The organism is Mucilaginibacter gracilis (assembly GCF_003633615.1).
Classification (GTDB): domain Bacteria; phylum Bacteroidota; class Bacteroidia; order Sphingobacteriales; family Sphingobacteriaceae; genus Mucilaginibacter; species Mucilaginibacter gracilis.
Window position 1 is genome coordinate 4,550,334 of sequence record NZ_RBKU01000001.1, and the last position, 23,035, is coordinate 4,573,368.

The 23,035-nt window shown below is 40.1% G+C and carries 25 protein-coding genes; 18 read left to right on the forward strand and 7 right to left on the reverse strand.

What is annotated here, in order from left to right; all coding sequences use genetic code 11:
• Position 1: 1 nt before the first annotated feature.
• Together BDD43_RS20265 and BDD43_RS20270 are read left to right on the forward strand one after the other, a co-directional pair.
• A complete protein-coding gene (locus tag BDD43_RS20265) occupies positions 2 to 1,282 on the forward strand; it encodes an ABC transporter permease (RefSeq protein ID WP_121199389.1) in 1,281 nt (426 codons plus the stop codon).
• A gap of 56 nt (positions 1,283 to 1,338) precedes the next feature.
• A complete protein-coding gene (locus BDD43_RS20270) occupies positions 1,339 to 1,602 on the forward strand; it encodes a phosphopantetheine-binding protein (RefSeq protein WP_121199390.1) in 264 nt (87 codons plus the stop codon).
• A gap of 132 nt (positions 1,603 to 1,734) precedes the next feature.
• On the opposite strand, the gene BDD43_RS20275 is transcribed toward BDD43_RS20270, so the two are convergent.
• From BDD43_RS20275 to BDD43_RS20290, 4 genes are all read right to left on the reverse strand, one after another.
• Positions 1,735 to 2,244: a molybdopterin-dependent oxidoreductase gene (locus BDD43_RS20275; RefSeq protein WP_121199391.1), complete on the reverse strand. Its 510-nt coding sequence runs from the start codon at positions 2,242 to 2,244 to the stop codon at positions 1,735 to 1,737.
• On the reverse strand, positions 2,241 to 3,377 hold the full coding sequence (locus BDD43_RS20280; protein ID WP_246001683.1) for a cytochrome-c peroxidase: 1,137 nt from the start codon (positions 3,375 to 3,377) through the stop codon (positions 2,241 to 2,243). The genes BDD43_RS20275 and BDD43_RS20280 overlap by 4 nt, the downstream gene beginning before the upstream one ends.
• A 380-nt stretch (positions 3,378 to 3,757) precedes the next feature.
• Positions 3,758 to 4,312, reverse strand: a complete 555-nt coding sequence (locus BDD43_RS20285) for a hypothetical protein (RefSeq protein ID WP_121199393.1) — start codon at positions 4,310 to 4,312, stop codon at positions 3,758 to 3,760.
• A 49-nt stretch (positions 4,313 to 4,361) separates the two neighbouring features.
• On the reverse strand, positions 4,362 to 4,814 hold the full coding sequence (locus BDD43_RS20290; protein ID WP_121199394.1) for an SRPBCC family protein: 453 nt from the start codon (positions 4,812 to 4,814) through the stop codon (positions 4,362 to 4,364).
• 99 nt (positions 4,815 to 4,913) lie between these two features.
• Here BDD43_RS20290 and BDD43_RS20295 point away from each other — a divergent pair, with 99 nt between their 5' ends.
• The 5 genes from BDD43_RS20295 (at position 4,914) to BDD43_RS20320 (ending at position 11,564) form a co-directional block, all read left to right on the forward strand.
• Complete coding sequence (locus tag BDD43_RS20295) at positions 4,914 to 6,827, forward strand: AMP-dependent synthetase/ligase (protein WP_121202055.1); 1,914 nt, start codon at positions 4,914 to 4,916, stop codon at positions 6,825 to 6,827.
• Between the two features lie 89 nt (positions 6,828 to 6,916).
• Positions 6,917 to 8,023, forward strand: coding sequence for a YXWGXW repeat-containing protein (locus BDD43_RS30405; protein WP_211339705.1), 1,107 nt, complete (start codon positions 6,917 to 6,919; stop codon positions 8,021 to 8,023).
• Between the two features lie 520 nt (positions 8,024 to 8,543).
• The gene (locus BDD43_RS20310) at positions 8,544 to 8,891 is read left to right on the forward strand and encodes a hypothetical protein (protein WP_121199396.1); all 348 of its coding nucleotides are present in this window, start codon (positions 8,544 to 8,546) and stop codon (positions 8,889 to 8,891) included.
• A gap of 458 nt (positions 8,892 to 9,349) precedes the next feature.
• A complete protein-coding gene (lysS, locus tag BDD43_RS20315; protein WP_121199397.1) occupies positions 9,350 to 11,089 on the forward strand; it encodes a lysine--tRNA ligase in 1,740 nt (579 codons plus the stop codon).
• A 268-nt stretch (positions 11,090 to 11,357) separates the two neighbouring features.
• Positions 11,358 to 11,564, forward strand: a complete 207-nt coding sequence (locus tag BDD43_RS20320; RefSeq protein WP_121199398.1) for a hypothetical protein — start codon at positions 11,358 to 11,360, stop codon at positions 11,562 to 11,564.
• 61 nt (positions 11,565 to 11,625) lie between these two features.
• Here the strand turns inward: BDD43_RS20320 and BDD43_RS20325 are convergent, their stop codons facing one another.
• Positions 11,626 to 12,180 (reverse strand): DUF2892 domain-containing protein, encoded by a 555-nt coding sequence (locus BDD43_RS20325; protein ID WP_121199399.1) that lies wholly within the window; start codon positions 12,178 to 12,180, stop codon positions 11,626 to 11,628.
• A gap of 69 nt (positions 12,181 to 12,249) precedes the next feature.
• Between BDD43_RS20325 and ung the strand changes: the two genes are divergently transcribed.
• On the forward strand, positions 12,250 to 12,927 hold the full coding sequence (gene ung, locus BDD43_RS20330; RefSeq protein WP_121199400.1) for a uracil-DNA glycosylase: 678 nt from the start codon (positions 12,250 to 12,252) through the stop codon (positions 12,925 to 12,927).
• Here ung and BDD43_RS20335 read toward each other — a convergent pair.
• The gene (locus BDD43_RS20335) at positions 12,924 to 14,366 is read right to left on the reverse strand and encodes a tetratricopeptide repeat protein (RefSeq protein ID WP_121199401.1); all 1,443 of its coding nucleotides are present in this window, start codon (positions 14,364 to 14,366) and stop codon (positions 12,924 to 12,926) included. The genes ung and BDD43_RS20335 overlap by 4 nt on opposite strands.
• A gap of 216 nt (positions 14,367 to 14,582) precedes the next feature.
• On the opposite strand from BDD43_RS20335, the gene BDD43_RS30165 reads away from it, so the two are divergent.
• From BDD43_RS30165 to BDD43_RS30170, 5 genes are all read left to right on the forward strand, one after another.
• Complete coding sequence (locus BDD43_RS30165; protein ID WP_162847123.1) at positions 14,583 to 14,726, forward strand: hypothetical protein; 144 nt, start codon at positions 14,583 to 14,585, stop codon at positions 14,724 to 14,726.
• A 74-nt stretch (positions 14,727 to 14,800) separates the two neighbouring features.
• Positions 14,801 to 14,983, forward strand: coding sequence for a hypothetical protein (locus BDD43_RS20340; RefSeq protein ID WP_121199402.1), 183 nt, complete (start codon positions 14,801 to 14,803; stop codon positions 14,981 to 14,983).
• Between the two features lie 51 nt (positions 14,984 to 15,034).
• Positions 15,035 to 15,217 carry a hypothetical protein gene (locus BDD43_RS20345; protein WP_121199403.1) on the forward strand — a complete coding sequence of 61 codons (183 nt, stop codon included), beginning with the start codon at positions 15,035 to 15,037 and terminating at the stop codon, positions 15,215 to 15,217.
• 50 nt (positions 15,218 to 15,267) lie between these two features.
• The gene (locus BDD43_RS20350; protein ID WP_121199404.1) at positions 15,268 to 15,453 is read left to right on the forward strand and encodes a hypothetical protein; all 186 of its coding nucleotides are present in this window, start codon (positions 15,268 to 15,270) and stop codon (positions 15,451 to 15,453) included.
• 152 nt (positions 15,454 to 15,605) lie between these two features.
• Positions 15,606 to 15,782, forward strand: coding sequence for a hypothetical protein (locus BDD43_RS30170; protein ID WP_162847124.1), 177 nt, complete (start codon positions 15,606 to 15,608; stop codon positions 15,780 to 15,782).
• A gap of 109 nt (positions 15,783 to 15,891) precedes the next feature.
• On the opposite strand, the gene BDD43_RS20355 is transcribed toward BDD43_RS30170, so the two are convergent.
• Entirely contained in the window at positions 15,892 to 16,833 is a 942-nt protein-coding gene (locus tag BDD43_RS20355; RefSeq protein WP_162847125.1) for a GDSL-type esterase/lipase family protein, read from the reverse strand.
• Between the two features lie 207 nt (positions 16,834 to 17,040).
• Here BDD43_RS20355 and BDD43_RS20360 point away from each other — a divergent pair, with 207 nt between their 5' ends.
• From BDD43_RS20360 to BDD43_RS20380, 5 genes are all read left to right on the forward strand, one after another.
• The gene (locus BDD43_RS20360) at positions 17,041 to 18,411 is read left to right on the forward strand and encodes a dipeptidase (protein WP_121199406.1); all 1,371 of its coding nucleotides are present in this window, start codon (positions 17,041 to 17,043) and stop codon (positions 18,409 to 18,411) included.
• Between the two features lie 88 nt (positions 18,412 to 18,499).
• Positions 18,500 to 19,468 (forward strand): glycosyltransferase family 2 protein, encoded by a 969-nt coding sequence (locus BDD43_RS20365; protein WP_121199407.1) that lies wholly within the window; start codon positions 18,500 to 18,502, stop codon positions 19,466 to 19,468.
• A 315-nt stretch (positions 19,469 to 19,783) separates the two neighbouring features.
• Complete coding sequence (locus BDD43_RS20370; RefSeq protein WP_121199408.1) at positions 19,784 to 20,752, forward strand: glycosyltransferase; 969 nt, start codon at positions 19,784 to 19,786, stop codon at positions 20,750 to 20,752.
• A 3-nt stretch (positions 20,753 to 20,755) separates the two neighbouring features.
• Positions 20,756 to 21,487, forward strand: a complete 732-nt coding sequence (locus BDD43_RS20375; protein ID WP_121199409.1) for a hypothetical protein — start codon at positions 20,756 to 20,758, stop codon at positions 21,485 to 21,487.
• Positions 21,488 to 21,490: 3 nt separating this feature from the next.
• Entirely contained in the window at positions 21,491 to 22,996 is a 1,506-nt protein-coding gene (locus BDD43_RS20380; protein WP_121199410.1) for a GH3 auxin-responsive promoter family protein, read from the forward strand.
• The last annotated feature ends 39 nt before the right edge of the window (positions 22,997 to 23,035 follow it).

Below are 23,035 nucleotides of genomic sequence, written 5' to 3' on the forward strand. Positions count from 1 at the left end.
TATGTTTAAACTGTGGGCAACTATAATTAAAGATATACGGATATTAAGCCGGGATAAGGTTGGTATTACTTTGATGTTTGGCATGCCCATAGCGCTGGTGCTTATCATCACCAGTATACAAAACAGCACCTTTAACCTGGTGAATAAAAGCAAGGTTGCACTGCTGGTTTGCAATAACGATACAGGGAAACTGAGTGTAGAGTTTTTGCAAGCTGTTAATGGTATAGGCATGTTTAAAATGCAAACTATCCCCAAAACTGAGCGTAGTGAAAACTTAACCGAGCGCATGCACAATAGCGAGGCACCATTAGCCATCGTTATTCCCGCCGATTTTTCGACAATGATAGATGCAAAGGCAAAGCTGGTATCGGGCAAGGCACTTAACACTTTTGGCCTCGATGGTGGCAAAGTAGATTCGGCTGCAAAGCCCATGCTGCCTCTCAATATGTATTATAAGCCAGCACTGCAAAACCAGTTCAGGCAATCTGTACAGGGCGCGCTTTACAGTGCTTTGCAGGTTGTACAAAGCAAGCAGATACTTAGGGTTATGTACCTCGCTATCAACTCGAAAAAACTTCCGCCTAAACTGGAAGATGAACTGCTTAACAATAAAATTACCATTACCGAAACCCCTGTTTTATGGGATGGCAGCCGCAATATTCCCAATGCATCACAACACAACGTACCGTCGTGGACTATCTTTGCTATGTTTTTTGTGGTCATATCCCTTGCCGGGAGTATCGTTCGCGAAAAATTAAGCGGCAGTTTTATCCGGTTAAAAACCCTGCCTACCAATTATTTTGTGGCGCTTTTGTCCAAACAAATCACCTATCTTTTAGTTACCCTGCTACAGGCTGCGGTTATATTTGCTATCGGGATATGGCTTTTCCCTTACATGGGTTTACCTGTATTAAATCTCCCGGCAGATTTTGGCGCGCTGGTTTTTGTATCGTTGGTGTGTGGCTGGTGCGCGGTAAGCTATGCTATTTGTATAGGGGTATTTGCGCAAACGCAAGAACAAGCAAATGGCTTTGGAGCAATATCCATTGTAATGCTGGCTGCTATAGGCGGTTTAATGGTGCCCAGTTTTTCGATGCCCGAATCGTTTAGGGTTGTGATGAAATTATCGCCCCTACATTGGTGCCTTGAAGCTTATTATGGGCTTTTTTTAGAGGGTGGAAAGCTGAAAGATGTTTTAGTAAATATTATACCTTTGCTGGGTATAACCCTGGTATTACAGGCTACAGCCGTTTTAGGGTTAAAAGTTAAAAAATTGATTTAGTTTAAGCCGCTATTAGCGAAACCAAAACGCGGCAAGTTTATAGATAATAGAAATTAATGGAAACAGCAGAATTAAAAGAACAGTTAAAGCAACAGATCATTTCGTTTTTAAACCTAACCCCGATGACGCCCGAAGAAATTAAGGATGATGAACCTTTATTTGGCGATGGCTTAGGCTTAGATTCGATAGATTCGCTGGAATTGATAGTGCTGCTGAAACGTGAGTATGGCATTGATATTCGCGACCCAAAAGACGGCAGAAAGGTGTTGGTGGATGTAAACACCATGGCCGAATACATTAAAGAACACCGAACCAAATAGTAAAACAAGGCAACTTACCCACTTAGTGAGCGTTATTGCTGTGATTTTAAATTTCAATAACAGGCCCAATTGTTAACTGTAATTGGTTTTTAGTCCCTGCCTTGGCAAAATACCGTTGCGTCTACAAGTTCATCATTTGGCAAATTTTATGGTAATTGCTGTTACCATTTTGATGCAACGGGCGGGTTTCTTTTCATCCTGAACTATGATACGGAATTGCCCGTCGCCTTCGGGCAGGGGCTTTCCGTCAACCTCGTCGGCTAAAATAATCTGCCTGTCGGTAAAGTCTTTATCCAGTTCGACTAAGGCAAATATAACCTGGTAACCATCACTTGCTTCAACCGATACATATTTGGTAAGGTTCTCCCCTTTCAAATCCTTACCCATGGTAACGCCTGCTTTTTGTAATATCGCCGAAAGCATCACGCCCGAATATACGCGCTCTTTACCGTCCCTATCTTTGCGGTTTACTTTGGTTTGCTCAAACTGTGCCATATCGCTCAGTTTAATATCAAGCGGTGCCGAAACCTCGCCACTAACTTTAACCGTTGCTTGTTTGCTGCCTGTTTGGGCGCTGGTAAAAGCAGGATTTAACAGCAAGGCAAATAATGCGGAAAGCAAAAGGGTTTGTATTTTTTTCATAGGTGTTTATTTTTAGATGCAGGTTGATGCGGATCAGAAAAACGCGGGTCGTTTACAAAGGTATAATCGGTGAGCATATTTAAAAAAGCGACAAGTTGTTTCTTTTCTTCGGGCAGCAATTTTAACGTTTTGCCGTTTTTCTCGTTAGATTGTCCCCGCAAAAAAGTACTCAACGCTACCGATTGCCTGATGTGATCGCTGTAATGGTCAACAACATCTTGCAGGGTTTTAAAACGGCCATCGTGCATGTAAGGCCCAGTGAGGGCTATGTTACGCAATGTGGGTACTTTAAAACGGCCACGATCGCTTGCCAGTCCGCTCTGGGCTTCAATTCCATTGTCTTTAGGTATGCTATCCAAACCATTATTGTGGAAGAGTTCGCTATAATTTTTAACTCCGCCATGGCAGCGCGCGCAATTTGCACCACGAATACCTTTTTCAGGCTCAGGATCGCGGTTAAATAGCTCCATGCCCTTCAATTCGTCGGTTGTTGGCTGATAGGTTCCGTGCAAATATTGATCGTATCGCGAATTTGCCGAAATTAGTGTACGTTCAAATTGTGCTATTGCTTTTAAAATGCGATCGCCGGTTATCGTGGGGTCGCCAAATGCCAATTCAAATAAGGCAGTATATTGTTTATCGGCCTTTAGCTTTTTTGCCGATACAGCCAAAGCCTGCCCCATTTCGTGCTCATTGGTTAGCGGTACGGCGGCCTGGCTTTCCAACCCTGTAACCCTGCCATCCCAAAAAAACCTGCGTGTCCACAATAAATTAGTTAACGACATGGAGTTACGCGGAGTAGGCACACCATCCACGCCTTCGCTAAAAGCTTTTCCGTCGGTAAAAGCTTTATCCTGCTGATGGCAGCTTCCGCAGGATAATTTGTTATTGGCCGATAGTTTAGGTTCGTAAAATAACAGCCTGCCTAAATAAACGCCTTGCTTTGTTGTTGGGTTATCCTGGGGTATATTAATGCGATTACCAAAATTAGAAGGATATATAAGTTGATAAGGCCCAACCGGTACGTTGCTATAATAATCCCAGGCCGAAAATAAGATTACCAGGCAAAACAACAACAAAATGTATGCACCACTTTTATCTTGCCGTTTTTTATTTTGCGGATTATTCATCATCAACTCACCTAAAATTAGCCTTTATATGCCATTGGGCAAAATTAAGTTAATGGCTCGTTAAAGAAAAAATAAGAAACCGCTCCTGTTTTTAGCACACCTTTTTAAAACCCGGGCAAAAAAAAAGAGAAAACACGGGGTGCTCTCTCTTTTTAATTAACTGACCTTATTATTTACCAAATAAAGAACTTTGTGTATTGTAAGTTGGCTAAATACTTTGGTGATATAAAGTTATATTAATGTATCTAATTTGGCACATGTTTTAACATAAATTAACACTAAAGTTTTAGTTCAGCAGTTTTTAAATATCACAAACACGGCTGCAACTGTCAAAAAAAACCCGCAAGGTGATTCCAGCCCAGTTTTTCGTGGTTAATAAGAAGCTATTTGATAGATATAATTTTAGATTTTGTTACAATTTTGTCGTTATCCATTTCGCTGTAGTGTATAACCACGTATCCTTTATTTAACGAGTCTTTTTCAATGGGCTTTATATTCGCTTCCCACTGGTTGCAATGTGTGGGTATGGGTGGTACAGCGTAAACCCATTCATCGTTTGTGTACGAATAAACCAGGTAGCTATGCCAGCAACTTGTAAACCAATCGGGCAATAGGCCAATTTCATCTTTGCCGTCGCCGTTAAGGTCGCCCAAATTATCGGGGGTGCCCCCTATACAATTTTTAACAGCAATTTGATGAATTGTAGTATCCGAAAACCTGATGTAAGCCGTGCAGCTACTATCTAAGCAAGCTGTTCCGTCGGCATTTAGTTTGGGCTTAATCAGCGTTATCGTTTCTTTCTTGCCATCGCCGTTAAAATCGCCGCTCACTAATTTGGGTACGGCTGCCACGGCAGTGTTTTTCTTCGAATCCCTTGCGCAACCGCCATAAATAATGGCCAATACAAGCGCGGCCAATATGGCTTTAAAAACTTTCATAAATATAGCTTTTGTTTATGTATACGGTAATTAAGGTACTTTGTTTTGTTTATTGTTGCTCGGCAAGGTGTTTAATTATACTGTTACGTGTTGCTAATAAAGTAGTCATGTACCGGGTTAAAAACAGCGCGTTGGCTAATTTACCTAATATTTTTAAAGGCGATTCAAAAATAAAAACATCAGTCATTAAGGTACAACCATTATACTCAATAAAGTGGTGCTCGTGCCTAAAATATTTAAAAGCTCCGTGTACCATTTCATCTGCAAAAAAAAACGGCTCTTCCATTTCGGTAACTTTTGATGTAAGCGTTTGCCAAACGCCAAAATGCCTGGCGCGCCATGTTACGGTTTCGCCCAGTTCAATTAAGCCCGATGTTTTACCGGCAATGGCAGTTTCTTGCGTTTGTTTGGTTGATGCCAGGTGAATATCTATATTTCTCGAAAGGTTAAAACACAGCTCAATTGGGGCATTTATTGGGGTTTCGAGGCGAATTGACGGCATTTGGCAAAATTAGACTAAAATAAATAAACAACTCAAAACCAAGATAGCTTTATATTTATGTTAAATAATATAAATTTGCTTGATTATAACCCTGATTTAATGAACCCGGTAACACCTCAATCAACTGTCCCTAAATTAATCCGCAATACGGTAGCCAATATCCACCCTGACACCAATACTTTCATGATCCATAAAGTTGGTGATGCCTGGGTTGAGATAACCTATCGGGAAGCTTTAGATAAAATTGATGCTATCTCGGCCTATCTTTTAGATATCGGTATAAAAAAAGGCGACAGGCTGGCCCTCATTATTGAAAATGGCCCCGATTATGTTTATTACGACCAGGCCCTGCAACAAATTGGAGCCGTAAATACCTCCATTTATCCCACCCTATCCGAAAGTGATATTGAATATATACTAAACGATTCCGGCGCGCGGGCTGTATTGGTGGGCAATCCTTTTTTGTTCCGCAAGGTTATTAAAATAGCCAATAACTGTGCCGACTTAATGCGTATTGTGCCTACTTTTGACGAATTTGGAAAACACACTGCCAACGTTAATCTTAATGCAGGCGTTATAGGCTTTACCGATTTGATAGCCGAAGGTTTAACCCGCGTAGATCAATACCGTTCCGCCATTGGTGCCGCCCGCGAGGCAATTATCCCGTCGGATCTGTCGTGCCTCATCTATACTTCCGGTACAACAGGTACGCCAAAGGGGGTAATGCTCACCCACTCCAATTTGGTTGAAAACGTGCGTGTTTGTCTGGATCAAATACCCGTTATTGATGAAAACGAAACTTTTTTGTCGTTTTTGCCGCTTTCGCACGTATTTGAACGCACAGCAACATACCATGTTTGTTTAGCCAAGGGCTGTAAAATAGCCTTCGCCCAAAGCCTCGATCTGTTGGCCAAAAATATGGGCGAGGTAAGGCCAACCGTAATGAATTGCGTACCCCGGTTACTGGAGCGCATTCATGATAAAGCCATTAAAAACGGTACAGCAGCAGGTGGCGCCAAAACCAAAATATTTTTGTGGGCACTAGAAATAGGTAAAAAATATCGCCTGGTACACGAAGCCGGTAAAAAACCAGGTTTCATTTTGGCTCAACAGCATAAACTGGCCGAAAAACTTGTTTTTAGTAAGATAAAGGAAAAAACGGGTGGCCGCTTAAAATTTATGATATCGGGCGGTGGCGCATTACCTAAAAACATAGGTGAATTTTTTGGCGATTTGGGTATCAAAATATTGGAGGGCTTCGGTTTAACCGAAACATCGCCGGTTATGTCGGTTACGGAATACGACAGGCAGGTTTATGGTACCGTTGGCCGCATTATACCGGGTATTGAGGTAGCTATACAAAATGTTGATACTGGGCATATTTACAGCATCCAAACTTACGAATCGTTTAATCCTGATTTCCAAAGCGAGGAAGGTGAGATCATTGTTCGCGGCCACTGTGTGATGAAGGGCTACTGGAATAAGCCGCAAGAAACAGCCGTTGCCATTGATATAGAGGGTTGGTTCCATACCGGCGATATTGGTCGTTTTTATAAAGGCAACCTGCAAATTACCGACCGGCTTAAAAACATGCTGGTTAATGCATACGGTAAAAACGTTTACCCCACCCCGGTTGAAAACACTTATTTAAAAAGCCCCAAAATTGAGGGTGTATTTTTAATAGGCGATAAACGTGAATACATTACGGCAATTATTGTCCCCGCAAGGGAAACGCTACAGGAGGTATTTAACCTGGACAATGCCTTTTTTGAAGAACCTGACTTATTTATTAACAACCCCGAAATAACAAGCTGGATAGGCCAGGACATACGCAAACTAAGCAACGAGTTAGCCAAATTTGAACGTATTAAAAACTTTAAAATAAAACGCAATCCGTTTAGTATGGACGAGGGCGAAATAACTCCCACCCTAAAGGCCAAGCGTAAAGTGATAGAAAAAAAATACGCGCAAATTATTGATGAAATGTATTTACAGGAAGCCGAAGTAGATTAAAGCCGGATTAAAATTGGATATTATATTAACCAAATAAAACCTTAACGCGTTTTAACTGTCATAATCTTGATTTTTAAATAATCAATGTTATGAAAAATAGTTTCAAAATTTTAGCATTTCTATTAGTTTTGGGCTTAAATACGCCAAAAACTTTTGCGCAAATAAGCTTAGGGATAAGCATTTCTGCTCGTATTGCACCCCCGCCTCTACCGGTTTACGATCAGCCAGAGTGCCCGGTTGACGGATATTTATGGACACCAGGGTATTGGGCCTATAACGATGTTGACGGTTACTATTGGGTGCCGGGCGCCTGGGTAGCACCACCCGAACCAGGTTATTTGTGGACGCCCGCTTACTGGGGTTACGAAGGTGGCATTTATGGTTTTCACCGCGGATATTGGGGCCGCCATGTAGGTTTTTACGGCGGTGTTAACTACGGTTACGGCTACATAGGCACCGGCTTTGTGGGTGGCGAATGGCGTGGCAATTCGTTTAGGTATAATACGGCAGTGGTGCATGTTAACCGCACAGTGGTACACAATACCTATGTAAACAACACCGTTATTCGTAACACAACTGTAAATCGCGTTAGTTTTAACGGGCCCGGTGGTGTAAGGGCAACTCCCCGCCCCGAAGAGCGCGCAGCCATGACCGAACACCATGTACAGCCAACAGCGGCACAACAGTCGCACGTGCAAGCCGCCCGTAACGATAAGGGCCAATATGCTAACGCCAACCATGGGCAGCCAGCCCGCACGGCGGTAAGTAATGGAGGCGGTCGTAGTTTCCAAACCAACCAAAACCACCCTGCTAATACCGGCGGCTTTGGTAATAAGGGCAGCCAACCTCAAAATCAGCAACAGCATACTGCCCAGCCGGCAAATACAAATCAAGGCAGTCAACAGCAAGGTCAGCCGCAGCATAATACGCCGCCTACAAATACCAATCACGGTGGTTTTGGCAATCACGCTACTCAACCGCAAGGGCAACCGCAGAATGTGCAACCAGTTCCGCAACAACAGCATACTCAGCCTGCTCAGCAACAGCAGCAAAGGCCACAGCCTCAACAACAAAGGCAGCAACCGCAGCAACATGCTCCGCAACAGCGGCCTCCGCAACATCCGCAAGGCGGTCAGCCACGTCCGGCTGGCGGCGGTGGCCGCCCTATGGGTGGTAACCACGGCAGGCACGGATAGCAATATTGTAAAAAAACACATACAAAAGGTGGCTTGGGTAAAACTAAGCCACCTTTTGTATTTTACGTGGGTGTATTGCTTTAAATAAATAATACAAAAAAGGTAGGCTTAGGTTACCTTTTGTTTGCTTTTGTATTAACTATAAATTTAATAGCATGGGTGGTATATTGGTCATATTCTTAATCTTCGCTTCTCCAATAGGCCAAACCGTGCTGGTAAGCAAACGGCTTAGGGGTAATATACAAACCAGCATTATGAGCATAACCTTGTTGGCCATGCTATCAACAATTATACTAAGCTTAATTGGGTTGGTGCCTATATGCAGTTAATGCAACATACAGCAAAACTGTTATTAAATGCGATATGACAATTCCTGCCGTAATTGGCATAAATTTTTTCCTTATCGTAATTATTATACCAATAATCGGCATAATTGGTGGGTTAATATTGTACTCAAAAACCAAAAACATCGGCGAGGCAAGCATTAATCCGTACAAAGGTACTTTGCAAAATTCACGCGATGAAAATATTAAAAGATGGAATTGATAAAAATGATATGACGGCATTTACATTATTAATTCTATTTCTTTCGCCTGCAATAATACAGGCTATTCTTACACTGTTAAGGATAAACAACAGAATACGTTTATCTATCGGTAAAATTGCAATTATAGCCACCATTTTAAACATTTTCTGGATTGCTGCTTTATCATATTATCAAAGAAAGCCCAATTACATAACTCACCAGCCACCAGATGCGTTAACAGGTTTTGTACTTATCCTCTATGGCGTGGCGGTTAGCACTATTGTAATTCCGATAGTTGGAATGGCAGGCTTTCTAATTTGGAACTATAAAAAAAGAAGGTAGTTCAGGCAACTTAAACAAGAATGAATTAGTTATTAAACATCCGAAAATAATGTTCATACTATGGAATATTTTATTTTGTTTATCCCACCCATACTTCAGTTATTTTAACCGGGTTTAGGCTTGGTCATAAAATAGCAATACCCATTGGCGCAATTATGGCATTAATGATGTTATTAGGCGTGGGCTTAACTATGTTATCTGTTAACCTTATTACGAATTCATTACAAGGTTCAAATATTCACTGCGGTATGCCACAGGGTGTGGCTATTATGCTCGGCTCATTTATTATCATAGTGATAGTACCGGTAATTGGTAGCGTCTGTGGTTTAATATGCCACTTCGCCAATAAGGTTTCACAAAGTGATGCTGATGTATAACATCAAAACTATCCACAACATTCCCAACTCTGCCCATAAAATCTTACTTTTGCAATCCTTTAAATAAATACGCTTTTAGCTATGAGCATTGGTCTATCCGAACAGGAAATATTTCGCCGTGAGGCGATGCAGCAACTACGCAATTTAGGCATCAACCCCTATCCTGCCGAAGCATTTAACGTAAATACTAACGCCATAGATATTTTGGCGAATTTTGCAACCAAGCCCGATGCTTACCAGGAAGTGGTAATTGCAGGCCGTATGATGAGCCGCCGCATTATGGGCAGCGCATCATTTGCCGAACTGCAAGACTCTACCGGCCGCGTACAGATATACATTAAGCGCGATGATATTTGCCCCGGTGAGGACAAAACTATGTACAATACCGTATTTAAAAAATTACTGGATTTAGGCGATTTTATAGGTATTAAAGGGTATGTGTTTACTACTCAAACCGGCGAAACATCGGTACATGTTCGGGAGTTAACCATCCTGTCTAAATCGTTAAAACCGCTGCCCGTTGTTAGGCGCGAAGAAGACGGTACAGTACACGATGCCTTTACCGACCCGGAAATGCGTTACCGCCAGCGTTATGTTGATTTAACGGTTAACCCGCAATTTAAACAAATTTTCATCAACCGGTCAAAAGTAATCCGCACCATGCAAAACTTTTTTGATAGCCAGGGCTGGATGGAAGTTGAAACGCCTATTTTACAAAGTGTACACGGTGGCGCCGCAGCAAGGCCTTTTAAAACGCACCATAACACGTTGGATATGCCGCTGTTTTTACGCATAGCCAACGAACTTTATTTAAAAAGGCTAATTGTAGCAGGCTTTGATGGTGTTTATGAGTTTGGTAAGATGTTCCGCAATGAAGGGATGGACCGTACCCACAACCCCGAATTTACTTCGGTTGAAATTTATGTAGCCTATAAAGATTATATCTGGATGATGGCTATGGTAGAACAGTGTTTAGAAAAAGTAGCTCTTGCAGTGCATGGAAAACCGGTAGTAACCGTTGGCGAACACGATATTAACTTTGCCGGACCTTACGAAAAACTTTCGATGTTTGATAGTATTTTGAAGTACACGGGCATTGATGTATCGGCAATGGACGAGGCCGCTTTGCGCCAAACCTGCCGCGACCTTGCTATTGAGGTGGATACCACAATGGGAAAAGGTAAGCTGGTTGACGAGATATTTAGTGCCAAAGTTGAAGAGTATTTAATACAGCCCACTTATATTACCGATTACCCGATAGAAATGACACCGCTTGCTAAAAAACATCGTACTAAAGATGGTTTGGTGGAGCGTTTTGAGTTGTTTGTAATGGGTAAAGAGATTGGCAACGCATACACCGAACTTAACGACCCGATAGACCAGCGTGAGCGTTTTGAGGAACAATTGCTTTTAGCTGGCCGTGGCGACGAGGAAGCGATGGCTATGGACGACGACTTTTTGCGTGCTTTAGAATACGGCATGCCGCCAACATCGGGCCTGGGTATAGGTATTGACCGTTTGGTGATGCTCATGACCAACCAAACCACCATTCAGGAAGTGTTGTTCTTCCCACAAATGCGCCCCGAAAGTATAACCGTTACCAATATAAAAGACGAAGCCGAAGAAAACCTTGAATTTACAGCCGCCGGTGTACCAACAGAGTGGGTACCGGTACTTAAAAAAATGGGCTTTAGTAACATTAAAGAACTCAAGGCAGGCAATCCCAACAAGGTATTTAACGATTTGGGCGGCATGCGCAAAAAGTTAAAGCTTGATATTGCAATGCCCGTAAAAGAGGTGGTAATGGCTTGGTTTGTTTAGTAAATTAATTGGAACAGCGTATAAATAAGCCGAAGTAAGCAAAGCCGTATTAATGTTATCATCAAATGAATTTTAATTTCATTTGATGATAACAAAGGGCAATGTATAAAAAGAAGATAAAGCTATTAAAAGCAAACTGCAGTTATTAACAAACCTTTTCAACAAGTATTGAAATTGAGTTCACACAAATTTAACCGAAGCTTAATTTTTTAAAAACCTTGGCATGATTATGAAGATATATATTTATAATTCATAAAATCCATTGGTTATGACTAACACCAGCCTCGAAATAACAGAAAACGAATATCTAATTAAGTTTAGCCGGAGCAAGTTTGATGTTTCTTTTATCCGCCATTTGTTAAAAATTGTGGAGATATCCCATTCATCTAACGATTATTTTATTCCGGATAATAATTTTTCGGACGGGCCTACACTAGTTAGTCCCGATTATTACAGCCATTTAGACGACAAATAAAAAAAGCTGACGTATTTTAATTATACATCAGCTTTTTTTGTGTGATAACAGATTATATCTTTTAATACTGCTGGCGGTATCCGCCGCGTACAACCTGTTGTTTATCCATTTGAGCCATTTGGCCCTTCATCATCTTAATTTGTTCGGTAAGCATTTTATTGGTATCTGCCTTGGTAGCTTCCTGTAATAAAATGGTAGCTTCACGCTTATTTCTCTTAGCCATGGCTATCCCGGCAAGGCTTAATTTTGCCAATGCAACGTTATGCGACATTTTCATCCCTAAAGAAAGCGCTTTCTTAAAAAATTTCTCCGATTTTAAAGGTGCCTTGCGCGATTCAATCAACCCCATCAATAAATTATAATAGCCGTGCTGGCCCTTATAAAGTTGTTTTTCGTAATCAGTTATCTTCAGTAACCACTGTTCAGATTTTACGGTATCCTCTTTACGTAAATAATATTGGGCTATCAACATATTTTCGTTTAAAAAGAAAGTTAACAAAATTAATCCTCCTATAAAGAAAACAAGTATCCCCCATCCCCATAAACCAAAAACGCACATTGCTATTGAGGCAGCAAGTACCACACAGGCAATAATTAAACGAACAATATTTAACATAGTTTGTAATTTTATAACGTTGCAAATATCTGTTTATTTGTACTGTTAACCAACACCTGTTTTACATTTATGTCAATCGATTTAGAAGCATCATGGCTCCATATTTTAAAGGGCGAATTTGAGAAGGATTACATGGTCAATCTCAAAAATATTTTACAAACCGAAAAGGCATCAAATCAAATTATTTATCCGCGGAGTAAAGATATTTTCAACGCTTTCCGCGAAACGCCTTTTACCAATTTAAAGGTAGTTATACTTGGGCAAGACCCTTATCATGGAGTAAACCAGGCTCATGGCCTATCATTTTCGGTGCAAAAGGGTGTTGCAGTGCCACCATCGCTCCAAAATATATACAAAGAGTTACAAACAGATATAGCAGGTTTTAAGATACCTGCACACGGCGATCTTACCGAATGGGCACAGCAAGGCGTGTTGCTGTTAAATGCCACTTTAACGGTACGGGCAAATACCGCAGGCTCGCACCAAAAATTAGGCTGGGAAATATTTACCGACAAGGTGATTAGCGAAATTTCGAACAATAAAAAAGGTATCGTATTTATTTTGTGGGGTAAGTTTGCACAGGCCAAAGCCCAGCTTATAGATGGTGAAAAACATCACATCCTAAAATCGCCCCACCCCTCTCCTTTTTCTGCCTATAGTGGTTTTTTTGGCAGTGGCCCGTTTTCAAAAACCAATCAAATTTTAATAGAAGAAGGAAAGCAACCTATAAACTGGCAAATACATTAAACCGGTTTATTTGACGATTCGTGCAGCATATCGCTCATATCAATAATATTATCATCAATCTCCGATACGCACTTGTTCATCAGTTTAACGCATTCATCCTTGTCTATCAGCCTGTCTTTTTCAAGGTTTAACAAACCTTTTAAGGTAGCAATAGGCCCCCGTATCTGGTGCGAAAGATGTAGCGAATAATCGGCCAGCTTTTTGTTTTTTACCTGGAGATCCTTGGTTCTTTCGTCAATAATTTCTTCCAGATGATGGTTTATTTGGTTGAGGTTTTCTTTTTGCTCGGTTATTTTTTCGTTGAGGGCAGTAAGGTGTTTGTTTGTTTTTGCCTTGCTGTTAACGTTGCTAATTAATAAAAATATTACTACAAGCAATAAACTGGCTACCAATATAGTGGCCCAAAAAAGTATTTGTTGCTTTTTTTGCTGTGCGGCCAGCATTTCGTTGTTATGCTGGCTTTCTATTTGTTTGTATTGAACGGTGAGCAAACTAAGCGAGTTTGATACGTTATTTTTATACCTTATGCTATCAAGCTTATAAACATCCTGTAAGCTAAATAAGGCGGCCTTGTAATCACGGCGGGTAAATTCAAGCTCGTATTTGGTTAATTTATAATCGTACTCTAACTTGCTGCTTTTTACTAATAAAGCATAGGTTAAGCCTTCGGCCAAATACTTTTCGGCTTGGGCAAACTCCCCTTTTTTTTCAAATAACGATGTTAGTGTTAAATTAATACTGGCAACTGCTGCGTTCAGGTCTTTTTCTTTGGCTCTTTTATTAGCATCAAGCAGCAAAGTTTCTGCCTTATCAAATTGGTTTAAATTATAGTATATCACTCCAATATTTTGCGAACACAAAATGGAGTTTGTAGCATTACCAACTTTTATAAATAACTCGTTACTTTTGGTGTAGTAATCGAGCGCTTTGGTAAAGTTTTTTTTTCGATAGTAAATATTACCAAAATTCAAATTTATAGTGGCAATAAGGTCTTGGTCTTTTACCCGGCTTGCAATATTGAGTGCCTCGTTAAAATACTCTATTGATTTTTCGTAATCGCTTTCGTGATACAGGTTGCCAATGTTGTTATTTACTTTAGCTTCTCCATCCTGATTGTTTGTAGACTGGAAAATAGCCAGGGCTTTAAAAAAGTAATTAAGTGCCGTATCTGGCTGGCTAACATAATCATACCCTATACCAATAACCCGATAAGCTTCGGCAACGCCATTATCAAAATTTATTTTCTGCGCTAAAACAACATTCTTTCTGGCTTGTAATATAGTTTCGTTAGGGTCGGTTAACCTATTATTATAGGCCTGCTTATTAAGCTTTATAATATTGATAGAATCAGGCGTGCTTTTATCATTTACAGTAAATGCGCTCAGATGTGTGGCGACAGTTAACGCAATAACTAACAGACAAAGACATTTGGATTTCATTAAATAAAAGTAATATTTTGGACGGTTGAAACAAATTAAATAATCAGTTTTATACGGGTTGGCTAATGCTAAAGTTACGCCAGTCGGCTAAAAATCATCTCAAAAAAAAAATTTGCAAAACTATGAAAAAAGTTTTGGTAAGTAATATTAAATTAATAGTTTTGCTTCAATAAAAAAATCAATTAAACATTGTAACAACTTTATCAATAACATATTATGAAAAAAATAATTGTTTTATTCGCTGCGATCTCAACACTTACTGTAGCTTCATCTTGCAATAAGGAGAATACTGTTAAGCCAGCAGCTAATGCACAAAAAACTATAGTTTCTGATAAAACCGACGTTGGGCAGGGCGATTGATTTATACGGGTTTCCCCACTCAATGTTGCCCCTTAATTTGATTTATTTAATAACTACTCTATATACCTATCCACATGAAAAAAATAATGATTGCTGCATTTTTTATTGCAACCACAGGTTTAGTTTCGTCTTGTACTAAAGACAGCGTAAAGCCCACTCAAAAAACAGTTGTTGCCGATAAAACCGACGTAGGCCAGGGCGACTACACAGGCGATACTACCCCAACTCCTCCACCAACTCCGGGCGGTGCTCAATAATTTAAAAACAAAGTAATAACCTATTCTACACCATCTATTTACACAACCATCATGAAAAAAATAATCATCATAGCATTTGTAATTGCAGCCACAGGTTTGGTTTCGTCTTGCACTAAAGATAGCGTAAAGCCTACTCAAAAAACAGTTGTTGCTGATAAAACCGACGTAGGCCAGGGCGACTACACAGGCGATACTACCCCAACTCCTCCACCAACTCCGGGCGGTGCTCAATAATTAAAAACAAAGTAATAACCTATTCTACACCATCTATTTACACAACCATCATGAAAAAAATAATCATCATAGCATTTGTAATTGCAACCACAGGTTTAGTTTCTTCTTGTACTAAAGACAGCGTAAAGCCCACTCAAAAAACAGTTGTTGCTGATAAAACCGACGTAGGCCAGGGCGACTACACAGGCGATACTACTCCAACTCCTCCTCCTCCAGTTGTGGGCGGTGCTCAATAATGTACTAAATACAATAGTGTAAAACCAGGTTCTAAACAAAAAAATGTTACTTCTGATAAAACAGACGTAGGCCAGGGATATTAATAAAACATTATACGGCTGTATTTTAAATACAGCTAGTTTTAACACAAATACATAACCTTATTGTTATCATGAAAAAAATTATCATACTTGTTTTAGCTTTGTTATCTACAGGCATCGTGTTATCAAACAGCTTAAAAAAAGCTAATGTTGCTGCTAACGTTTCTAAGTTAGAAACTAAAAAGAATATTTTGCAAAAGAGCGATAATAAAGCACCATTATACGATGCCGTAGGCCGCGCAGATTAATTTAATGTATGAGAGCTGACGGTTAGTCTTTAGCCGGAAGTCTTAAGTTCTAAGTCAAAAAAAGAATAATCTAACTTTTGACTCAATACTTAGTACTATTAACTTAAAACTAATTTACTACTATCATTTTTTTAGTGAGTTGCCTGCCTGCAATTTTCATCACGTATATATACATGCCGGGCTTCAAATCGTTAAGTGTAACATCCAACTGGTGGTAGCCCGAATTATAAAACTCGTTAGCTAAAGTTTTTAATGGCAGGCCAAGCATATTGTATAGCTGTATATTAACATTGCCCGATTGCGACAAACTAAAACCAATGGTTGTTTTAGTACGGGCCGGGTTAGGGTAATTTTGATCTAAGCCTATTAATAATAATTTATTTTCAATAGCCTCGTTTATAGCGTCAAACCAAACGTAGCTTATAACTTTGTCGCCCTTATCATTAGGGTGTAATCCATCTGCCTGAAAAAGCGTAAAATCATAACCAAGTGCTGCGTTTATATCGGCCAAATAAACTTTGCCTTTGTATTTACTAACCAATTTTATATAACCGGCGTTTATACGCTTAATGTAACTGTTTGCCGTTTTATAAGCAGCTAAATTTCTGTCATTTACATATTGTATAGTTCCAATAATGGGCACCAGGTTGTTTGATAGGGCCATTTGAACCATGTCTTCCATATTACTTTGGGTAATGGCCAATGCCTTGGTAACTTGTGCAGCAGTTGCCGGCTTTGAGCCCGAAACCAGGTTAAGCGCATCGTTTACCCCCATTAATATACATACAAATCCGGTTTTACCGGTAATAGCCGATTGAAAACGAGCAAGGCCCTGCGTTGTTGTTTGCCCGGCTATACCGTAGTTGGTTACAACAATGGCTTTACCTACGTAACAATATTTAAAATTTGCCTGCAAATATGGTTGAAACGAGTAACCATTAACACCAGCAACAGTACTGGCTCCAAAAGTTGTTATAATGATACTATCTTTACTGTAAAATTTAGATGCCGCGCTACAGCTTGGCGTTTGGGCCAAACCCTTCAAACTCAAAAAGCAAAAAAATAAAACTAAAAATACAAGTAACTTCCTCAAACCCATCGTAACAAAACTTATTGCTTAACTCGTAGCAACTCAAACAAATATACAACCATAAAATCTCATTTTAACTATCTTATATAACTTCTTTTTAGTACAGGGGCGGGTTTTGGTTATATCAGATAAAAGTTAAATTCTATATTTGCCTTCAAAATACAAAACATGCAGGTTATAAAACAATATGTAGAGCAAAATAAAGAGCGTTTATTAAGCGAACTTTTTGATCTGTTACGGTTTCCGTCGGTAAGTGCTGATCCCAAATATGTGGAATCGGTTCTACAAACGGCAGATTTTGTTGCTCAAAAACTACGTGATGCCGGTGCCGATAATGTTGAAGTATGCACAACAGCAGGCTACCCTATAGTTTATGGCGAAAAAATAATTGACCCCAAACTCCCAACTGTTTTAACCTATGGGCACTACGATGTACAACCGCCCGACCCGTTAGAGCTTTGGAAAACACCGCCCTTTGAACCCACAGTTAGAGATGGTAAAATATATGCCCGCGGTGCTTGCGATGATAAAGGCCAGTTTTATATGCATGTAAAAGCATTTGAACTGATGATGCAAACCAATACTTTGCCTTGCAATATCAAATTTATGATAGAGGGCGAAGAAGAGGTTGGCTCGTCAAACCTCAGTATTTTTGTTAAAGCTAACACCAGCAGATTAAAAGCCGACGTAGTTTTAATTTCCGATACATCCATGATAAGCATGGAAAACCCGTCGTTAGAGACAGGTTTGCGTGGCCTTTCGTACCTGGAAGTGGAAGTTGTTGGCCCCAACCGCGATTTGCACTCTGGCGTTTATGGTGGTGCGGTTGCCAACCCGGCAACTATTTTGGCTAAAATGATAGCCTCAATGCATGATGAAGATAATCACATTGCCATACCCGGTTTTTACGATGACGTTATTGAATTAACCGAAGCCGAGCGCAGCGAACTGAATGCAGCTCCATATAATGAAGAGGAATACAAAACAGACCTGGACGTTAAAGAGCTTTGGGGCGAAAAAGGATATACCACTTTTGAGCGCACCGGCACCCGCCCAACTTTAGAGGTTAATGGTATTTGGGGCGGCTATATTGGTGAAGGCGCTAAAACGGTTTTACCATCAAAAGCCAATGCTAAAATTTCGATGAGGCTGGTTCCAAATCAATCTTCGGATAAAATAACCGAGTTGTTTACTAAACATTTTGAAAAGATAGCACCGCCTTATGTAAAGGTAAAGGTAACCCCGCATCATGGTGGCGAGCCTGTGGTTACTCCTACAGATAGTATAGCTTATAAGGCGGCCCAAAAAGCTATTGAAGAATCATTCGGCAAAAAGCCTATCCCAACCCGTGGTGGTGGTAGCATACCTATTGTAGCCTTGTTTGAAGAGGTATTGGGTATAAAAACCGTGCTAATGGGCTTTGGTTTGGATAGCGACGCATTGCATTCGCCAAACGAAAAATACGATATATTTAACTATTACAAGGGGATAGAAACCATACCATTGTTTCACAAACACTATGCCGAACTAAGTAAATAGTAATAGCGGCTATCTTAAAAAATGTTAAATTAAATCAATCTTCAAAAAAAGCTTTTAGCTTTATGCTTCGTAGCTTTCAGCTTAAAAAATGGATATATCTGTTGTAGTTCCTTTATATAATGAAGTGGAATCGTTGCCTGAGCTTACCTCGTGGATAAGCAAGGTAATGAGCGAACACAAATTTAGTTACGAGATCATTTTAGTTGATGATGGCAGTAACGACGGCTCGTGGGAAATGATACGCAAACTAAGCGAAGGGAACCAATTTATAGAAGGTATTAAGTTCCGTCGTAATTATGGTAAATCTGCAGCTTTAAATGTGGGTTTCGCCGCCGCAGTTGGCAGCGTGGTTATCACGATGGATGCCGACCTGCAGGATAGTCCGGACGAAATACCCGAACTTTACCGCCGTATTACAGAAGAAAAGTACGACCTCATATCGGGATGGAAGGCCAAGCGGCACGATCCGTTAAGTAAAACTATACCAACCAAGCTGTTTAATGCCGCAACACGCAAAATGTCGGGCGTAAACAACCTGCACGATTTTAACTGTGGTTTAAAAGCCTACCGTAAAACCGTAGTGAAAAACATTGAGGTTTACGGCGAAATGCACCGTTATATACCCGTTATTGCAAAATGGGCGGGTTTTACTAAAATTGGCGAACAAGCTGTAGAGCATTTTCCGCGCAAATACGGCAAAACTAAATTTGGCCTAAGCCGCTTTGTTAACGGCTTTCTCGATCTGCTTTCTATTTTCTTTGTAGGCAAATTTGCCAAACGGCCTATGCACTTTTTTGGCACTATGGGTGTTTTAAGCTTTTTAACAGGTTTTGTGATAGCAATTTGGATAGTATGCCAAAAGCAATATATTATTCATCAAAACGAAACCCAGCATTTAAAGATACCATATCGCGATGCCACAAACGATCCACTATTTTATATAGCATTGGTAGCAATAATTGTAGGTTTCCAATTATTTTTAACCGGCTTTATTGCCGAATTGGTGGCGCGTAACTCAACCGAAAGAAATAATTACCAGATAGAAGAAAAGCTGTAAATGTGCGGATCTGCAAATGAGTAGATGTGCTAATGCTTTTTTTAGCTATGGCTTGTTTAAATTTATTACTAATAATTATAAACTATAAAACATCCAATAATCACGTCATTGCGAGGTACGAAGCAATCTCTACATAGGACAAACGGACTTGCAGAATCGCTCTGTATAGTTAGAGATTGCTTCGTACCTCGCAATGACGCATTTGAGTATTTTAAACAGTTTAAGCAATCATTTAATCATTAAAAAATAAATATACCTGCACATTTACTAATTTGTACATATGCACATTCCAACTCATCTGCACATTTAACAAGAATGTTTTTTTCCATCATCATACCCCTATATAACCGCCCGCAGGAAATCAACGAGCTGCTGGAAAGCCTAACCCATCAAACTTATTTACAGTTTGAGGTTTTGGTTATTGAAGATGGTTCAACCGCTGATGCTAAAACCGTGGTTGAGGGTTACAGCAACCGCTTGGATATTAGTTATTACGTAAAACCCAACGAGGGCCAGGGTTTTGCACGCAACTATGGCTTCGCAAAAGCTAAAGGCGATTACTTTGTGGTGTTTGATTCGGATTGTTTAATTCCGCCCGATTACCTCAATACGGTAAAAAATTATTTATATAGCCATCCTCTGGATGCCTACGGTGGCCCGGATGGCGCGGCAGCATCATTTACACCTGTGCAAAAAGCCATCAGCTACAGCATGACCTCCCCTTTTACAACCGGTGGCATACGTGGTAATAAAAAGGGTATAGGCCAGTTCCATCCGCGAAGTTTCAACATGGGTATTTCGCGCCAGGTATGGGAAAAAACCGGCGGCTTTATCATAACCCGTTTAGGCGAAGATATTGAGTATAGTATCCGCATCCATAAAATGGGTTTTAAAATCGGCTTAATTGCCGATGCCGTTGTTTTCCATAAGCGGCGCACAAGCTTTGTACAGTTTTTTAAGCAACTGCATTTTTTTGGGAGGGCGCGTATCAATATTTACAAGTTTTTCCCCGGCGAGTTAAAGTTGGTGCATTTTTTTCCGGCCTCATTCACCCTGTTTTTGTTGTTCACAATAATTACAAATGTTATTAAAACGCCGTTAACTTACCTGTGTAACATTATATTAACTATTTTTACTTTGTTGATATTTTTTCACTCCCTAATTAGTAATAAATCGGTAAAAGTTGCATTTTTGAGTATTATTGCAGCCTTTACGCAACTAACAGCCTACGGCCTGGGCTTTATTCAAGATTTGTGGAAGAGGGTAATACTTAAAAAATCATAAGCCATGTACCATCCATTCTCTGTTGCGGATACAATTAAAACCGCCTGGGGTATTTTCAGAAAAAACTTTATTACCATTATTGTGTACTCGGCAATAGCATCACTTCTAATGCTCTTTATGTCGATAGTAATAGGTTTAGTAATCCCATCGGGCGATTTTTATACCGAGATGCTGGCCTCGTTCATTTTAGTTTTTATACAAGCTTATACAACCTTGGGCCTCTATAAGCTGATATTTACGCTCATAGACAGCGAATATTATGAGTTTGAAATTCGACAGGTACTGCCACACATCCGAATGATTTTAAGCTACTTGGCCGTAATATTTATAATTGGCACCTGTGTAGTAACCTACAAAATATTTATACTCGATCATTTATTGCCTTACCCTTTAGCAAGCGTTGCGGCTAACGTTTTAGGCGTAATTATTGGGTTGTACTTAATATTGAGGTTTATGTTTTTTAATACCTACGTGGTAGACGATCTGTCGGGGCCAATTGAATCTTTAAATCAAAGCTTTAGCTTAACAAAAGATCACATGGTTCACGTGGTCTCTATTTTAAGTATCATAGTGATATTAATAGCTATTCCGGCAAAAGTTTCGCAGTATTTGCCTCCTCTATCGGTTCTTTTATTATTTGCCTACCCTTTTGTAAACATTATTTTAATAGTCACTTACCGTAAACTGATTTACAGCAATCAGGATGTTGACGACGATGTTGCCGAAACACTTTAACCTATGGGACTAAAAGCAGCACTAAGCAAGCCCTTTGCAGCGCTTATTAATTTGCGATTGAATAAACTGCGCAAAAATGCAGTGCCTATGCAGCAGCAGGTGTTTTTAAAACTCATAGCGCAAGCCAAAAATACCGCTTTTGGCATAGACCATAATTTTAGCGACATTAAAACTTACGCCGATTTTAAACGCAACGTACCCATAAGAGATTATGAAGACCTGCGCCCTTACATAGACCGTATGGTGCATGGCGATGAGGATGTATTGTGGCCCGGTAAACCAAGTTATCTGGCAAAAACATCGGGTACAACATCGGGCGTAAAATACATACCGATCTCTAAAGAAAGCATGCCGCAGCATATTAAGGCCGCACGCAATGCTTTACTCAATTACATTTACGAAACCGGCAAAACCGATTTTGTTGACGGCAGCATGATATTTTTACAGGGCAGCCCCATCATGGCCGAAAAACATGGTATACAAGTTGGTCGCCTATCGGGCATTGTGGCGCATCATGTACCGCAATACCTGCAAAAAAACCGCAAGCCAAGCTACGAGGTTAATTGTATTGAAGATTGGGAACAAAAGGTTGATGCCATAGTTGACGAAACCCTAACCGAGGATATGCGCCTCATATCGGGCATACCGCCCTGGTGCCAAATGTATTTCGACAGGTTATCCGCAAAAGCGGGAGGAAAAAAGATAAAGGATATTTTCCCCAACTTTAAACTCTTTGTTTATGGCGGCGTAAACTACGAGCCTTACCGCGCTAAAATTGAAGAAAGCATAGGTTTTAAAATAGATACCATTGAAACCTATCCGGCATCCGAGGGTTTTATTGCCTTCCAGGATTCGCAAAAAGATAAAGGTTTGCTGTTACTGGCAGATTCGGGCATATTTTACGAGTTTATCCCGGTTGACGAGTATTTTGACGCCAATCCAACCCGCTTGCAATTATCAGAGGTTGAACTTAATAAAAACTATGCCCTCATATTAAACACCAATGCCGGGTTATGGGGATACAGTATTGGCGATACGGTAAAATTTACATCTAAAAACCCATATAAAATTGTGGTAAGCGGCCGTATTAAGCATTATATATCGGCCTTTGGCGAACATGTAATTGGCGAAGAGGTTGAACACGCCTTGCTGAGTGTTGCCCGGGAGCAAGAGATTGATATTACCGAGTTTACCGTAGCACCACAGGTAAACCCGCCACAGGGCCAACTACCCTATCACGAATGGTTTGTTGAATTTGGAACAGAGCCTTTAGATTTAGCAGCCTTTAGTTTAAAGGTTGATGATGCTTTGCAAAAGAAAAATATTTACTATTTTGACCTCATTAAAGGGAGCATACTGCAACCGTTAAAAGTAACCAGTTTAAAAAAGAATGCTTTTATTGATTATATGCGATCGGAAGGTAAGTTGGGCGGCCAAAATAAAGTTCCGCGTTTAGCTAACGACCGTAAGATTGCCAACGAATTATTACATTACTCAAATAAGGGATAAATAATTACCAAAAGAATAATACTTTTGTACAACACAGGA

Bases quoted from the DNA above. Each gene is read 5' to 3' on its own strand.
- BDD43_RS20350 (WP_121199404.1), top strand. From the start codon at position 15,268: ATGAAAAAAATAATCATCATAGCATTTGTAATTGCAACCACAGGTTTA.
- BDD43_RS20270 (WP_121199390.1), top strand. From the start codon at position 1,339: ATGGAAACAGCAGAATTAAAAGAACAGTTAAAGCAACAGATCATTTCG.
- BDD43_RS20320 (WP_121199398.1), top strand. From the start codon at position 11,358: ATGACTAACACCAGCCTCGAAATAACAGAAAACGAATATCTAATTAAG.
- BDD43_RS20265 (WP_121199389.1), top strand. From the start codon at position 2: ATGTTTAAACTGTGGGCAACTATAATTAAAGATATACGGATATTAAGC.
- BDD43_RS30170 (WP_162847124.1), top strand. From the start codon at position 15,606: ATGAAAAAAATTATCATACTTGTTTTAGCTTTGTTATCTACAGGCATC.
- BDD43_RS20280 (WP_246001683.1), bottom strand. From the start codon at position 3,377: ATGATGAATAATCCGCAAAATAAAAAACGGCAAGATAAAAGTGGTGCA.
- BDD43_RS20335 (WP_121199401.1), bottom strand. From the start codon at position 14,366: ATGAAATCCAAATGTCTTTGTCTGTTAGTTATTGCGTTAACTGTCGCC.
- BDD43_RS20285 (WP_121199393.1), bottom strand. From the start codon at position 4,312: ATGAAAGTTTTTAAAGCCATATTGGCCGCGCTTGTATTGGCCATTATT.
- BDD43_RS20380 (WP_121199410.1), top strand. From the start codon at position 21,491: ATGGGACTAAAAGCAGCACTAAGCAAGCCCTTTGCAGCGCTTATTAAT.
- BDD43_RS20375 (WP_121199409.1), top strand. From the start codon at position 20,756: ATGTACCATCCATTCTCTGTTGCGGATACAATTAAAACCGCCTGGGGT.
- BDD43_RS30405 (WP_211339705.1), top strand. From the start codon at position 6,917: ATGAAAAATAGTTTCAAAATTTTAGCATTTCTATTAGTTTTGGGCTTA.
- BDD43_RS30165 (WP_162847123.1), top strand. From the start codon at position 14,583: ATGAAAAAAATAATTGTTTTATTCGCTGCGATCTCAACACTTACTGTA.
- BDD43_RS20370 (WP_121199408.1), top strand. From the start codon at position 19,784: ATGTTTTTTTCCATCATCATACCCCTATATAACCGCCCGCAGGAAATC.
- BDD43_RS20325 (WP_121199399.1), bottom strand. From the start codon at position 12,180: ATGTTAAATATTGTTCGTTTAATTATTGCCTGTGTGGTACTTGCTGCC.
- BDD43_RS20310 (WP_121199396.1), top strand. From the start codon at position 8,544: ATGAAAATATTAAAAGATGGAATTGATAAAAATGATATGACGGCATTT.
- BDD43_RS20290 (WP_121199394.1), bottom strand. From the start codon at position 4,814: ATGCCGTCAATTCGCCTCGAAACCCCAATAAATGCCCCAATTGAGCTG.
- BDD43_RS20365 (WP_121199407.1), top strand. From the start codon at position 18,500: ATGGATATATCTGTTGTAGTTCCTTTATATAATGAAGTGGAATCGTTG.
- ung (WP_121199400.1), top strand. From the start codon at position 12,250: ATGTCAATCGATTTAGAAGCATCATGGCTCCATATTTTAAAGGGCGAA.
- BDD43_RS20275 (WP_121199391.1), bottom strand. From the start codon at position 2,244: ATGAAAAAAATACAAACCCTTTTGCTTTCCGCATTATTTGCCTTGCTG.
- lysS (WP_121199397.1), top strand. From the start codon at position 9,350: ATGAGCATTGGTCTATCCGAACAGGAAATATTTCGCCGTGAGGCGATG.
- BDD43_RS20340 (WP_121199402.1), top strand. From the start codon at position 14,801: ATGAAAAAAATAATGATTGCTGCATTTTTTATTGCAACCACAGGTTTA.
- BDD43_RS20360 (WP_121199406.1), top strand. From the start codon at position 17,041: ATGCAGGTTATAAAACAATATGTAGAGCAAAATAAAGAGCGTTTATTA.
- BDD43_RS20295 (WP_121202055.1), top strand. From the start codon at position 4,914: ATGAACCCGGTAACACCTCAATCAACTGTCCCTAAATTAATCCGCAAT.
- BDD43_RS20345 (WP_121199403.1), top strand. From the start codon at position 15,035: ATGAAAAAAATAATCATCATAGCATTTGTAATTGCAGCCACAGGTTTG.